Here is a 13,544-nt window from a genome sequence, read left to right as displayed (position 1 = left end):
ACCAGAGCGCCTTCGCCAAAGGCATCGAGCCTGGCGTCCATGTCCGTCAGGGCCAGGTCATCGGCTATCTCGGCCAAACGGGTTTATCGACCGGCCCGCATCTCCATTACGAGCTGATCGTCAACGGCACCAAGGTCGATTCGATGCGCGTCCGCCTGCCGGTCGGCAAGGTGCTGAAGGGCGACGATCTCGTCGCCTTCAAAAAAGAGCGCGAACGCATCGACGACCTGCTCAAGCAGGAAGACGGAAATTCGCTGAAGGTGGCCAGCGCCAAGACCGATTCGCAGCTTCCCAACTGAGCAATTCCAGGAAAGTGTGCAGCGGTTTTCCGTCCGGAATTGCGAATAAACCACTCTAAAGCGCGTCGCAATCTTTCAGATTCGCTCCACGCGCTTCAGGTTTTTGATTTTTACGTCTTTGTCCCGAAACCGGTTCCCACCTTCGGGAGACATGCTTTAGCCGCGCGAATCATCCGTTCGCTGCGGCCAAGGCATCGCCTGCCCAGGCACGGTGAACCAGGCGACGATCGACGACAGCAGGCAAAGCAACGCCGTGACGGCGGCAACCGCGGCAAAAGCCGAATCGCTTGCCGCAATCCTCAACGCATCGAGATTGGCGGCGAGGGCGGACGTGGGGGGCTCGCCGAAACTGGGAATGCCGGCTGGGCTGCCGGTCGATCGCGCATAGACGAAAGCCGCGAGCGAACCCATAGCAGCCACCGCGATCAGCCCGCCGACGCGCGAGACGGCGTTGTTGATGCCTGATGCGGCGCCGGTATCCTTGTCCTCGACCGAGGTCATGACCGCCGTCGACAGCGGCGACACGACGAGCGCCATGCCGAGCCCCATCACGGCCATCAGCGGAAAGGTGCCGGTCCAGAAATTGTGGATGCCGGCCTGGGCGAGCAGGGCCATGCCCGCAAAGGCGATGGCGACGACGAAGCTGCCGGCGGCGATCGGCAGGCGCGGGCCGATCCGGTCGGACCACTGGCCGACCGGGCCCGACAGCAACGCGATCGATGCCGACAGCGGCAGGAAGATGAAGCCGACTTCGGCCGAGCTCAGTCCCCAGCCCGCGATCAGGACCATCGGCAGATAGAAGAGGTTCGCCGACAGCGCGAAATAGAGGAAGAAGGTCGCGAGATTGGCGCCGGCGAACGCGCCGATGCGAAACAGGCCGAGATCGATCATCGGCTCACGCTGCCAGCGCTCGTAGAGGATGAAGACGACAAGCAAGACGGCGCCGGCGACGATCGCCGGCCCGGACATCATCCCGCCGCCCTCGGCGTTCATTGCGGTCAGCCCGTAGGCCAGCACCCCGAAGGCAAGTGTGGCAAGCGCTGCGCCCCCGAGGTCGAGGCTGCGCTTCTCGGTCGGCTGGTCTGCCGGAATCTTGGCGAGCAGCAGATAGATCGAAACCAGTCCGAGCGGCAGGTTGACGGCAAAGATGGCGCGCCAGACGCCGTTGCCGAAGGTCGACAGCACCAAGCCGCCAAGCACCGGACCAAGCGCCGTCGTCAGCGCCGAAGCGGCGGCCCAGATGCCGATCGCCCGGCCGCGTTCTTTTTTCGGATAGGCCTTGGCGATGATGGCGAGGCTGCCCGGCACCATGATGGCGGCGCCGATGCCCTGGATGGCGCGAAAGCCGATCAGCACCGCCGGATTGGGCGCTAACGCGCAAGCGAGCGAGGAGGCGATGAAGAGCGCGATGCCGGTGACGAACGCGCGTCTGAGGCCGAATCGGTCGCCGGCGGCACCCCCCGCCAGAATCAGCGCCGAAAGCGTCAGCGCATAGGCGTTGGAAATCCACTGCGCCTCTGCCAGGCTGGCGCCGAGATTGACGCGCAACGCCGGCATGGCGATCGCTAGGACCGAACCGTCGATGAAGCCGAGCGCCGAGGCGAGGATCGCCGCCACCAGCACGAACTTGCGCCGCGTCTGCGGGCAGAACGTTCCGTTCGCGCGCGTCGCGGTTGAAATCGAATCGGCGGTGGTTTCGTTCGAGGACGCCATGAATGTCTGCTTAGCTCTCCGGCACGTGCGCTACAACCGGCCAGAGGATCGCTGTTCTTGAAACCAAGTTGCACTGGCCGCATGACCAGGAGGGCGGCAATCATGACGCAAACGAACCGTCGCGTGCTAGGTTCCGGCCCGTCGCCGGAACTGCGCCAAAAAGGGGGAAGCCATGAAGCGGCCGCTTGAACCGTCAGCCGAAGGGCGTGGGCGCATCGTCGGTATAACCGACGGCGTCTTTGCCATCGCGCTGACCCTGATCGTGCTGGAAATCAGGGTGCCGGCGCATGAGGCGGTGCATTCGGAGAGCGAGTTGCTTGCGGCTATCCTGGCGCTCGCGCCGCGTTTCCTGACTTATGCGTTGAGCTTCCTGACGCTGACCATCTTCTGGTTCGGCCAGCAGGCGCAGCACGGCCTGATCGCGAAATCGGACCGGAGGCTCGCGACGCTCAATCTCTGCTTTCTCGCCTTCATCGCCCTTTTGCCGTTCTCCACCGACCTGCTGGCCGATTTCCTCGAATTCAGGGTCGCGGTGGTCGTCTACTGGCTGAATCTTCTGATGCTCGGCGCCACGCTGTTCGCGAGCTGGTGGTACGCCGACAGGAACGGCATGCTGGCTGAGGATGTCGAGGCGCAAACGCGGCGCACTGTCTATCAGCGCATCGTCAAGGCGCAGACCCTTTGGGCGATCGGCACGGCACTTTGCCTCGTCACCCCGCTGGCGAGCATAGCCTTCATTCTGCTCGTGCAGCTGATCTATGCCGCCGCGCCGCGCAGCTCATTGCTGCGCAAAATCATCGGTTGAGGTCCCGCCGACATCCGCGATCGTCGGTCCGCCGACGAATTCCACGGTGACGCCCGGCGACACCAGCTTGGCGAGTTCGCGCGCGTCCCAGTTGGTCAGGCGCACGCAGCCATGGCTTTCGGTCTTGCCGATCTTGGAGGGATCGGGCGTTCCGTGGATGCCGTAGGTCGGCTTGTCGAGCGCAATCCAGACCGAGCCCACCGGACCGTTCGGCCCTGGCGGGATGGTCAGGATCTTGTCGTTTTGGCCCTGCTTGAAATTGATGTTGGGGTTGTAGGTGTAATTGGGGTCGAGCGCGATGCGCGACACGGTGTGTATGCCAGTGGGCGACGGCGTGTCGGCCGAGCCGATGGTGGCCGGATAGGCCGCGACCAGCTTGCCGCCCGCCTCATAGGCGAAGACTTCCTTCTTGTCCTTGTCGGCAACGATGCGGGCGACCGGCGTCGACACCAGTTTGCCGAAATTGGCGACCTTGATGATCGTGCCGGGGCGGTTGAAGTCGAGCCCTTTGTTGATCGACTTCAGATAGCCTTCGTCCATATGGAAACGTTCGGCGAGCGCCTCGGTGACCGAGGTGTAGCCCATGCGGTCCAGCTTGGCCTTCTGGCTGTAATCTTCCGGGATCGAGGCGACATAGGGGCCGGCCGCGTCCTCGGGCGTGATCGTGTAGGAGGCGAAGGCGTCTCCGCCGGACTGGGCAAGTGCCGACTGGATGCCGACCGCGTCGGTCGATTTCAGATTGCTGCCGGTGATCTGGTTATAGGCGGCCAAGGCCTTGTCGACATTGGAGCCGAAGCGCCCGTCGATGACGCCCGGCGAGGCGCCGGCGCGATCGAGCAGCACCTGAAGTTCGGCCACGTCCTGGCGCACGCCGAGCGACAGCGACGGATCGACGGTGGCCTTGCCGCTCGTGTCCGGCGGCAGGGCGGCCTCCGGGCTGGTCTGCAGCACATCCCCCTGGCCTGGCTGCGGTTCGATCGACGCCTCGTTCAGCGGCTGGCGCCTGATGGTGTCCGACTTCGGCGCCTCCGGATAGGTGGTGGCGTAACCCTCGTCATTCGGGGCCGGCGGATAAGCCTCGACGGAATTGTCGCCATAAGGATCGTCCTCGTCGACCGGCGGCGGAATGACCCTGCCGTTCTCTTCCAGCTGCTTGCGGCGGAAGCGGGCCATGTCGTCGGGATTGTCGAGATAGTAGCGGTCGTCGTCCTCGACCGGCGCGCGTCCGAGTTCCTGCATCCGCAGCTGGCGGCGCAGCGCCCGACGGTCGAGCCTGCTCTGCGGCGGTTGGATGGCGATGACCTTGCCGGTGTCGGCATCGACCAGCACCCGGTTGCCCCGGGCGTCGTAGTAGATGTCGATATTGCCGTCCTGGGCGAGCAGGAGCGCGCCGTACTGAGCGGGCCGAACCGTCTCCTGCGCGTCTTCCAGACCCGGCGCCGCGAGCGCGCCAGAAGAAACCAGCCCGGCCGCGAGTGCCGAAAGGGAAAAGATCGTGCGCAGCATGTGGGTCAGGCTCTCCGGGCGACTAGGGTCTTGGCAACCGAATCTCTTGCCGCCAAACCAGTTACCAAAATTAAGGTTCCAACATGAACCGGGCATGAAGATGGCGGATTCCCGGCGTTTCACCATGATCCCGAACCGAATGTCAGCGCAGCCCCAGTTCGCTACGGACCAGTTTCGTCAGCTTCAGCACGACCAGTCGGTGGCTTTCGCGCAAATAGTCCTTCAGCGCTGCATCATCCACGCTCTGGCTTGTCTGGCGCTGGATCCATTTCATGCCGCGCGAGGCGAGATAGGGCGCGGGCCGGCAACCCGGCTGTTCCTTCAGCACGTCATAGGCCATGTCGGAGCATTTGAAGGTGACGAAGACTTCGCCCTCGCGGTCGTGGCCACCGATCGCGAACACCTTGCCGCCGACCTTCCAGACATGGGCGCCGCCCCATTGCACGACATGCGTCGTGGCCGGCAGGGAGGCACAGAAGCCGTTATAGTCCTCGAGCTTCATTGGAATCGCGCCCCTTCCGATAACCGAGATCGGTATCGGTTTTGCGGTATGGCCCCGTCAAAAAGCAAGAGCGCAAAAAGCAAGAGTGCGCCGCACCGATCCGGTGCGGCGCACTTCTGTGGATGCACTCCGGCTCGAATCAGGCGGCGGCTTCGGTCGCCACCACGGTCGGCTTCGAGCGGAAGTTCAGACGATCGGAGCCGGCGGTGACCTTGACGGTCGAACCGTCGAGGATTTCGCCGAGCAGGATCTTCTCCGCCAGCGGGTCCTGCAGTTCCTTCTGCATCACCCGCTTCAGTGGTCTTGCGCCATAGGCCGGATCGTAGCCCTTGGACGCCAGCCACTCGATCGCGTCGTGATCGAGCGACAGCTCGATCTTGCGGTCGACAAGCAGGTTTTCCAGCCGCTTGAGCTGGATTTCGACGATGCGGTCCATGTCCTGACGGCGCAGCCGGTGGAACAGGATCACCTCGTCGACGCGGTTGAGGAACTCCGGACGGAACGAGGCTCTCACCACGCCCATCACCTCGTCGCGCACGGCATCGACGTCCTGGTCGTCGCGAAGGTTGACCAGATATTCGGCGCCGAGATTCGAGGTCATGACGATCAACGTGTTGCGGAAGTCGACCGTGCGGCCCTGGCCGTCGGTCAGCCGGCCGTCGTCGAGCACCTGCAGGAGCACGTTGAACACATCCGGATGCGCCTTCTCGATCTCGTCGAACAGCACGACTTGGTATGGCCGGCGCCGCACCGCTTCGGTGAGCGAGCCACCTTCCTCATAGCCGACATAGCCGGGAGGCGCGCCGATCAGCCGGGCGACCGAGTGCTTCTCCATGAACTCCGACATGTCGATGCGCACCATGGCGCCCTCGTCGTCGAACAGGAAGCTTGCGAGCGCCTTGGTGAGCTCGGTCTTGCCGACGCCGGTGGGTCCAAGGAACATGAACGAGCCGATCGGCCGGTTCGGATCCTGCAGGCCCGCGCGGGCGCGACGCACCGCTTTCGACACGGCCTGCACCGCCTCACCCTGGCCGACGACGCGCTTGCCGATCTCGTCTTCCATGCGAAGCAATTTCTCGCGCTGTCCCTCGAGCATCTTGTCGACCGGAATGCCGGTCCAGCGCGACACGACATGGGCGACGTGGTCGGGCGTGACCACCTCTTCCACCATGCCCGCCTTGCCGTCCTGGGCTTCGGCCTCCTTGAGCTTCTTCTCCAGCTCGGGGATCTTGCCATAGGCAAGCTCACCGGCGCGCTGGAACTCACCCTTGCGCTGGGCGATCGCCAGTTCGTTGCGCATTTCGTCGAGCTGCTTCTTGAGATCCGCGGCGAGGCCGAGCTTCTGCTTTTCGGCCTGCCACTTCGCAGTCAACTCGGTCGACTGCTCTTCGAGGTCGGCCAGCTCCTTCTCCAGCTTTGCCAACCGATCCTTCGAGGCTTCATCCTTCTCGACCTTCAGCGCCTCGCGCTCGATCTTGAGCTGCATGACGCGGCGATCGATCTCGTCCAGCGCCTCGGGCTTGGAATCGACCTGCATCCTCAGCCGCGACGCGGCCTCATCGACCAGGTCGATCGCCTTGTCCGGCAGGAAGCGGTCGGCGATGTAGCGGTTGGAAAGCGTCGCGGCCGAGACGAGCGCGGAGTCGGAAATACGCACCTTGTGGTGCTGCTCGTATTTCTCCTTCAGGCCGCGCAGGATCGAGACGGTGTCCTCGACCGTCGGCTCGTCGACGAAGACCGGCTGGAAGCGGCGGGCAAGTGCGGCGTCCTTCTCGACATGCTTGCGGTATTCATCGAGCGTGGTCGCGCCCACGCAGTGCAATTCGCCGCGCGCCAGCGCAGGCTTCAGAAGATTGGACGCATCCATCGCGCCGTCCGCCTTGCCGGCGCCGACCAGCGTATGCATCTCGTCGATGAACAGGATGATGTTGCCGTTGGCCGAGGTGACCTCGTTGAGCACGGCCTTCAGCCGCTCCTCGAACTCGCCGCGATACTTGGCGCCGGCAATCAGCGCGCCCATGTCGAGCGCCATCAGCTGCTTGTCCTTCAGCGATTCCGGCACGTCGCCATTGACGATGCGCAGCGCCAGGCCTTCGGCGATCGCCGTCTTGCCGACGCCGGGTTCGCCGATCAGCACCGGATTGTTCTTGGTGCGCCGCGACAGCACCTGGATGGTGCGACGGATCTCGTCGTCGCGGCCGATGACTGGATCGAGCTTGCCGGAGCGGGCATCCGCGGTCAGGTCGCGGGCGTATTTCTTTAGCGCGTCATAGCCCTGTTCGGCATTGGCCGAATCGGCGGTGCGGCCCTTGCGGACGTCGTTGATGACCTGGTTCAGCGCCTGCGCGGTGACGCCGGCCTTGGCCAGGATGTCTGCGGTCTTGGCCGACTTTTCCATGGCGAGCGCCTGCAGCAGCCGCTCGACGGTGACGAAGCTGTCACCGGCCTTCTTGGCCAGTTCCTCGGCGGTCGAAAACACCTTGGCGAGCGGCTGGGCGAGGTAGAGCTGGCCGTTGCCGCCTTCGACCTTGGGCATGGCCTCCAACGCCGCCTCGACGCCGAGCTTGACGTCGCGGACACGGCCGCCGGCGCGCTCTATTAAGGACGCGGCAAGGCCCTCGTCGTCATCGACGAGCACCTTGAGCATATGTTCGGGAGTGAATTGCTGGTGGTTACGCGAGAGCGCCATGGTTTGCGCGGACTGGATGAAACCGCGCACGCGCTCGGAATATTTCTCAATATTCATATGTGTCTCCTTCCGTCACCGGCCCGCTTTGCGGCACCGGATCAGATTGCGGTGACGGACCCGCTCATCCGAGCCGAGCCCTGTTCAGCCGAGATATGGTATATGGGCCCAAGTCTCTCAAGACGCCTTGATGTCGGTCAAAGCAGAATATTCTAGTGCATGTCGCCCAAAAAGTGCGCGGCGGTTTTGGGAAAACGACATGTATAAGACAAAGGCTTAAAGCGCGTCGCGATCCTTCGGATTCGCTCCGTACGCTTTAGACTTTTGATTTTGCGCATGTCTTTGTCCCGAAACCGGTTCCCACTTTCGGGAGACATGCTTTAAAGCGCGTCGCCTGACCCTGCTTCTGCGCGACGCGCTTTAGATGCGCACAAACGAAAACGGCGGAGATTTCTCTCCGCCGTTCGAATGTCCTGAAATGGACCGGACCGGTTGCCGGGATCAGTTATTTACGTCGGCGACCGCCGGTTCGCTGGTGCCGCCTGCCGGCTCGCTGGCAACGCTCTCGCCTGGCGCCGCATTTGCCTGTTCGGCGGCAGCGACTACCGCGTCGTTGCCGTTGTCCGCGGCGTTGCCGCCATCGGCGGGGCTGTTCCCCCGGTCGGCGTCGCCCTGCTCGGCGCTATAGCCCTGCTCGGCATTGCCGCGACCGCGACGCGGACGTCTCTGCCGACGCCCGCCGCCATTGTCGGCGCCGGCTTCGTTGCGCTCGGCCTGGGCGGCAAGGCCCGCCGGCGAGAAACTGTCGAACAGCGGAGCCGGCTCGGCTGCGGCTTCTGCGGAAGCCTCCGGCTGTGCCTGCGCCTCGTTGCGGCGGTTCTGGTCGAAATGTTGGCCGCCATGTTCGCCACGTTGGCCCCCATCGCGCTGTCCATTGTCGCCGCGCTGACCATTCTGGCCGTACTGGCCATAGCTGCCATTGCGGCGGTCGCGGTGCCTGTCGCGGCCGTTGTTGTCGCGCCTGTTGTTGTCGCGGCCGTTTTCCTGGTTGAAGCCGAGCTCTGCCGGCGTGCCTTCGATCACAGGCTGCGGCCCGGAGCCGTTCGCCGCGGCCTCGCCGGAATTGGCGTTGCCCACGGTGTCGAACTCGTCGCGATCCTCATCGACGTCGTCGTCGAAATCGTCACGGTTCTGCTGGGCGGCGTTCTGGATCGGCATCTGCGCCTGTGCGGCGGCGATGATGCGATTGTAGTGTTCGGCGTGCTGGAGATAGTTCTCCGCCATCACCCGGTCGCCGGAGCTTTGCGCGTCACGGGCGAGTGCGGCGTATTTTTCGGCGATCTGCTGAGCCGACCCGCGGATCTTCACGTCCGGACCGTTGCTCTCGTAGTTGCGCGTCAGGGGATTGGGTCCCTTGCGGTTTTGGTTGCCACCGCCGCCATTGTTGTTGCGACCGCGCATGCGCCTGTTCTGCTGTTGTGGCCTCATTCGACTCTCTTCATGTGAATTTTCTAAAACTCTTCGCGAACGGTGGCGCTCATGCAGCCGACCGTTTCGTTTTTTCACCGGCGTTCGCCCGCATCGATTGCGTTGGCGCCACGTGCCATCCTGTTCCGGTTACATCACTTGCCGGACGATTCCCGCACGAAGCGTGGGCGTCGTTTGCACAAGGAGGCAGCTATTTCCAAGGAAAACCGAATCGCTAAGAGCACTGCCTGCTTCGTCTCATCCGGTCAAGCGGGAACCTAGCTGCATTCCCTAATGTTGCCAAGCGTTTTTTCGCACTGCATCAGGGGTTTCAACTCTCAAACACCAGAACCCTGTCGTTTCCGCCGAGATCGCGCCGCGCTTCCGCCAGCCTGTAGCCGGCTGCGGCAAAGATCGAAGTGACCTCGCTTTGCTGCGTATGGCCGATCTCGACCGCTACCTTGCCCTGTGCTTCCAGAAACCCTTCCGCCTCTCCGGCGATGATCCTGTAAGGGACCAGACCGTCCACACCACCATCAAGGGCCCGGCGTGGATCGAAATCGCGGACCTCGTCCTGCAGATTTCCAATGTCTCGACTGGGTATATAGGGAGGGTTCGCGGCAATTAAATGGTATCGGCCCGAAACTTTTTCGAACCAGTCGGAATGCAAGGCCTGGAAGCGCCCGCCCAACCCCAGATCCTCGGCGTTTCGCGTGGCGGTCGCCAGCGCGCCGTGGGAAATATCGACGCCGGTGGCGGTCGCGGCCGGAACGGCGCTGAGCAGCGCCAGCGCGATGGCGCCGGTTCCGGTGCCGAGGTCGAGGATTCGGCATTCGCCGAGTCTGGCCGTTGCCTTGGCGAAGGGCAGGACCGCGTCGACCAGCGTCTCGGTGTCCGGGCGCGGCTCCAGCGTGTCCGGCGACAGCGCCAGCCGCAGCCCGTAGAATTCGCGGTAGCCGAGGATGCGGTGCACCGACTCGCCTGCGACGCGACGCCTCAGGGCCGCCTCGACCGCGGCCAAAGCCGTTGTATCGACCGGATGACCGGGCTCTGAGATGGCTTGGGCGCGGGTCGTTCCGGAAAAATGCTCGACGATCAGCCTGGAATCGAGCGCCGGATCGGCAATGCCGGCAGCGGTAAGCCGCGCCCGTGCCGCGCGCAGCAGCGGCCCGAGCGCGCGGGGCAGCACTTCAGCCATCAATGCCCATGTCGGCGAGCAGCTTCGATTGATGATCGGCGATGAGCGCGTCGACCACCTCGTCGAGCTCACCCATCATCACCCGGTCGAGCTTATAGAGGGTGAGGTTGATGCGGTGGTCGGTGACCCGCCCCTGCGGGAAATTATAGGTGCGGATGCGCTCCGACCGGTCGCCCGAGCCGACCTGCGACTTTCGCGACTCCGACCGCTCCTCGTCCGCGCGGCTGCGTTCGAGGTCGTAGAGCCGGGCCCTGAGGATCTGCATGGCGCGTGCCCGGTTCTGGTGCTGAGACTTTTCCGCCTGCACCACCATGATGCCGGTCGGCAAATGGGTGATGCGCACCGCCGAATCGGTGGTGTTGACGTGCTGGCCGCCGGAGCCTGAAGCACGCATCGTGTCGATGCGGATGTCCTCGGGCCGGATATCGATATCGACCTCCTCCGCCTCGGGCAGCACCGCCACCGTCGCCGCCGAGGTATGGATGCGCCCGCCCGCCTCGGTTTCCGGCACGCGCTGCACGCGGTGCACGCCGGATTCGAACTTGAGATGCGCGAAAACGCCCTTGCCCGACACCGAAGCGATGATCTCCTTGTAGCCGCCGACTTCGCCTTCGCTGGCCGAAACGACCTCGAAACGCCAGCCGCGCGAGGCCGCATAGCGCTCGTACATGCGAAACAGATCGCCGGCGAACAATGCAGCCTCGTCGCCGCCGGTGCCGGCGCGGATTTCGAGGATGGCGTTCCTGTCGTCGGCGGCATCCTTGGGCAGTAGCAAGATCTGGATGTCCTTCTGCAGCGTCTCGATGCGCTGCTCCACCTCCGGCAGATCCGCCTCGGCCAGCGCCCGCATGTCGGCGTCGGTGGCCTTGTCGGCAAGCATCGCTTCGAGGTCGGTCTGTTCCCGCTCGGCGGCGCGCAGCGACCGGATCTTGCCCACCATCTCCTGGATGTCGGCATATTCCGAAGCCATTTTGACATAGGCATCGGCCGACGGCCCGGCCGACATCTGCGCCTCGAGCATGTCGAAACGCTTGACGACTTGATCCATCCGGTCGCGGGGCAGGTTGATCATGGCAAAATGCTATAGCGGAATGGAGCGATCGTCGGCAAACGCCTGCAGCAGCGCCCGCATCGGCATCCCCTGGGCGGGCGCCATCAGATTGTCCTTGAAGAAGGCTTCCAGTTCCTGCAGCGGCAGCTCGGTCAGCATCGCCTTGACCGGGCCGATCGAAGCCGGCGACATCGAGATCGAGCGGAAGCCGAGGCCGATCAGCGCCATCGCCGAGATCGGCTTGCCGGCCAGTTCGCCGCAAAGCGTCACCGGGGTGTGGTTGCGCGCGCCGGCATCGGCGATCGTCTTCAACACGCGCAGGAACGGCGTCGACAGCGTGTCGAACCGGTCGGCAAGCTGCGTGTTGCCGCGGTCCACCGCCATGATGAACTGGAAAAGGTCGTTGGAGCCGACCGAAACGAAGTCGACCGCCTTCATCAGCTCGTCGAGCTGGAACAGCAGCGACGGCACCTCCAGCATCGCCCCGAGCTTGAGGCTGGTCGGCAAATGATGCGCAAAGCGCGACAGGTGCCGGACCTCGCGATCGATGATCTCGCGCGCCTGCGCGATTTCCGAAAGCTCGGTCACCATCGGCAGCATCAGCTTCAGCTCGCGTCCGCCGCAAGCCTTGAGCAGCGCTCGGATCTGGGTCCTGAGCAAGCCCGGGCGGTCGAGGGTGAGCCGGATCGCCCGCCAGCCGAGCGCCGGGTTTTCCTCCTGCACCGCGCCCTTGAAATAGGGCAGCACCTTGTCGCCGCCGATGTCGATGGTGCGGAAGGTGACCGGCTTGCCGCCCGCCGCGTCGAGCACGTCGCGGTAGAGCCGCTCCTGCGCCTCGGCGCGCGGGAAGGTCGAGGCGACCATGAACTGCAACTCGGTGCGGAACAGGCCGATGCCGGCCGCCCCCGATTCCGAAAGCTGCGGCAGGTCGACCGCAAGACCCGCATTCATCAGGAGATCGACCTGGATGCCGTCCTTGGTCAGCGACGGCTTCTTGCGCAGCTCCCGGTAGACCTCCTGCCGCCGCGCCCGGAAGCGGACCTTTTCGGCATAGGCGGCTTCGAGGTCGGACTGCGGGCGCAGGTGGATTGTGCCTTCCTCGCCGTCGACGATGATGGCATCGCCATTTTCCGCCATCGAGACCGCGCCCTTGACCTGGCCTGCGACCGGGATGCCCATCGCGCGCGCGACGATGACGACATGGCTGGTCGCGGCACCGTCCTCCAGCACCAGGCCGCGCAGCTTGTCGCGCGGGTAGTCGAGCAGTTCGGCGGCGCCCATCGAGCGGGCGACGATGATGGCGTCCTTGGGCAACGAGGCCGCGACATCCTCCGGCCCGCGTCCCATCAGCTGGCGCAAAAGTCGATTCGCGAGATCATCGAAATCGCTCATCCGCTCGCGCAGATAAGGGTCGGTCATGTGCAGCATGCGGGCGCGCATGTCGCTCTGCACTTTCTCGACCGCGGCTTCCGCCGTCAGGCCGTTGCGGATCGCCTCTTCCAGCCGGCGCACCCAGCCGCGGTCGTTGGCGAACATGCGATAGGCCTCGAGCACCTCGCGATGCTCGCCCTCGAAGGCAACGTCGCGGCGCTCCAGCATGTCGTCGATGGAGAGCCTCAGCGAACCGAGCGACCGGTCGAGGCGGCGGACCTCCTCCTCGCTGTCCTCGTTGAACAGGTTGGTGACGACGATGCGCGGCTCGTGCAGCACGACATGACCGAGCCCGACGCCGTCGTTGAAGGAAAGCCCCGTGAAGCTGGCCGGGCGGCTGAGATCGAGTTCCAGCCCGGGACGGGTGAGTCGGGAGAGATCGCCGGTGGCGATCATTTCGGCGATCACCATCGCCGTCGTTTCCAGCGCCTCGACCTCGTCCTCGCGATAGTGGCGCATGGTCTTGTTCTGCACCACCAGGACGCCCAGCGTGCGTCCCGCCCTCAGCACCGGCACGCCAAGGAAGGAGTTGTAGATCTCTTCGCCCGTCTCCGGCAGGTAGGCGAAGGCCGGATGTTCCTGCGCGTTGGAGAGATTGAGCGGCCGCGCGCTGGCGGCAATCGTGCCGACCAGGCCCTGGCCGAGCCTCAGCTGCGCCAGGTGGACGGCATTGGGGTTGAGACCCTCGGTGGCGTAGAGCTCGAGCACCGAATCGGCGCGCAGCACATAGAGCGAGCACACCTCGGCGACCATGTTGGAGGCGATATCGCGCACGATACGGTCGAGCCGCTCCTGCGGCTCCAGCGGCTCCTGCATGAGCTCGCGGAGCCGTTTCAGCAGAACGCGCGGGCCACCGGCCGTGTCACGCATCGCGGCTTCTTCTCCA

At 64.5% G+C, this 13,544-nt stretch carries 10 protein-coding genes (1 of these 10 only partly in view); 2 read left to right on the top strand and 8 right to left on the bottom strand.

The genetic code is table 11. The features are described 5' to 3' along the window. A protein-coding gene (locus P9236_RS06215; RefSeq protein ID WP_278073942.1) for a M23 family metallopeptidase crosses the window boundary here: on the top strand, positions 1–299 show its end. The gene continues 1,681 nt to the left of window position 1, outside the view; only the last 299 of its 1,980 coding nucleotides appear in the window; the start codon falls outside the window, past its left edge; it ends in the stop codon at positions 297–299. Positions 300–455: 156 nt separating this feature from the next. On the opposite strand, the gene P9236_RS06210 is transcribed toward P9236_RS06215, so the two are convergent. After that, positions 456–2,012 carry an MFS transporter gene (locus tag P9236_RS06210; protein ID WP_278073730.1) on the bottom strand — a complete coding sequence of 519 codons (1,557 nt, stop codon included), beginning with the start codon at positions 2,010–2,012 and terminating at the stop codon, positions 456–458. Between the two features lie 172 nt (positions 2,013–2,184). On the opposite strand from P9236_RS06210, the gene P9236_RS06205 reads away from it, so the two are divergent. After that, positions 2,185–2,817 carry a TMEM175 family protein gene (locus P9236_RS06205; protein ID WP_278073729.1) on the top strand — a complete coding sequence of 211 codons (633 nt, stop codon included), beginning with the start codon at positions 2,185–2,187 and terminating at the stop codon, positions 2,815–2,817. Here P9236_RS06205 and P9236_RS06200 read toward each other — a convergent pair. The 7 genes from P9236_RS06200 to ptsP all read right to left on the bottom strand — a co-directional run bounded on the left by P9236_RS06200 (position 2,791) and on the right by ptsP (position 13,528). Further along, positions 2,791–4,323 (bottom strand): L,D-transpeptidase family protein, encoded by a 1,533-nt coding sequence (locus P9236_RS06200; protein ID WP_278073728.1) that lies wholly within the window; start codon positions 4,321–4,323, stop codon positions 2,791–2,793. The genes P9236_RS06205 and P9236_RS06200 overlap by 27 nt on opposite strands. Before the next feature lie 142 nt (positions 4,324–4,465). Next, complete coding sequence (locus P9236_RS06195) at positions 4,466–4,825, bottom strand: MmcQ/YjbR family DNA-binding protein (RefSeq protein WP_278073727.1); 360 nt, start codon at positions 4,823–4,825, stop codon at positions 4,466–4,468. Between the two features lie 139 nt (positions 4,826–4,964). Then, positions 4,965–7,571, bottom strand: coding sequence for an ATP-dependent chaperone ClpB (clpB, locus tag P9236_RS06190; protein WP_278073726.1), 2,607 nt, complete (start codon positions 7,569–7,571; stop codon positions 4,965–4,967). A gap of 441 nt (positions 7,572–8,012) precedes the next feature. Further along, positions 8,013–8,972 (bottom strand): DUF4167 domain-containing protein, encoded by a 960-nt coding sequence (locus P9236_RS06185; RefSeq protein ID WP_278073725.1) that lies wholly within the window; start codon positions 8,970–8,972, stop codon positions 8,013–8,015. Between the two features lie 337 nt (positions 8,973–9,309). Next, positions 9,310–10,176 (bottom strand): peptide chain release factor N(5)-glutamine methyltransferase, encoded by an 867-nt coding sequence (prmC, locus tag P9236_RS06180; protein WP_278073724.1) that lies wholly within the window; start codon positions 10,174–10,176, stop codon positions 9,310–9,312. After that, entirely contained in the window at positions 10,169–11,248 is a 1,080-nt protein-coding gene (gene prfA, locus P9236_RS06175) for a peptide chain release factor 1 (protein ID WP_278073723.1), read from the bottom strand. Before prfA ends, prmC begins: the two co-directional genes overlap by 8 nt. 9 nt (positions 11,249–11,257) lie before the next feature. Then, positions 11,258–13,528: a phosphoenolpyruvate--protein phosphotransferase gene (ptsP, locus tag P9236_RS06170; RefSeq protein ID WP_278073722.1), complete on the bottom strand. Its 2,271-nt coding sequence runs from the start codon at positions 13,526–13,528 to the stop codon at positions 11,258–11,260. Positions 13,529–13,544: the final 16 nt, after the last annotated feature.

It is taken from the genome of Mesorhizobium sp. WSM4884, assembly GCF_029625675.1.
Classification (GTDB): Bacteria; Pseudomonadota; Alphaproteobacteria; order Rhizobiales; family Rhizobiaceae; genus Mesorhizobium.
The sequence above is the reverse complement of the archived record's forward strand: the minus strand, read 5'-3'. Positions and strand labels throughout refer to the sequence as shown.

Bases quoted from the DNA above. Each gene is read 5' to 3' on its own strand.
- P9236_RS06210 (WP_278073730.1), bottom strand. From the start codon at position 2,012: ATGGCGTCCTCGAACGAAACCACCGCCGATTCGATTTCAACCGCGACG.
- P9236_RS06205 (WP_278073729.1), top strand. From the start codon at position 2,185: ATGAAGCGGCCGCTTGAACCGTCAGCCGAAGGGCGTGGGCGCATCGTC.
- P9236_RS06200 (WP_278073728.1), bottom strand. From the start codon at position 4,323: ATGCTGCGCACGATCTTTTCCCTTTCGGCACTCGCGGCCGGGCTGGTT.
- P9236_RS06195 (WP_278073727.1), bottom strand. From the start codon at position 4,825: ATGAAGCTCGAGGACTATAACGGCTTCTGTGCCTCCCTGCCGGCCACG.
- clpB (WP_278073726.1), bottom strand. From the start codon at position 7,571: ATGAATATTGAGAAATATTCCGAGCGCGTGCGCGGTTTCATCCAGTCC.
- P9236_RS06185 (WP_278073725.1), bottom strand. From the start codon at position 8,972: ATGCGCGGTCGCAACAACAATGGCGGCGGTGGCAACCAAAACCGCAAG.
- prmC (WP_278073724.1), bottom strand. From the start codon at position 10,176: ATGGCTGAAGTGCTGCCCCGCGCGCTCGGGCCGCTGCTGCGCGCGGCA.
- prfA (WP_278073723.1), bottom strand. From the start codon at position 11,248: ATGATCAACCTGCCCCGCGACCGGATGGATCAAGTCGTCAAGCGTTTC.
- ptsP (WP_278073722.1), bottom strand. From the start codon at position 13,528: ATGCGTGACACGGCCGGTGGCCCGCGCGTTCTGCTGAAACGGCTCCGC.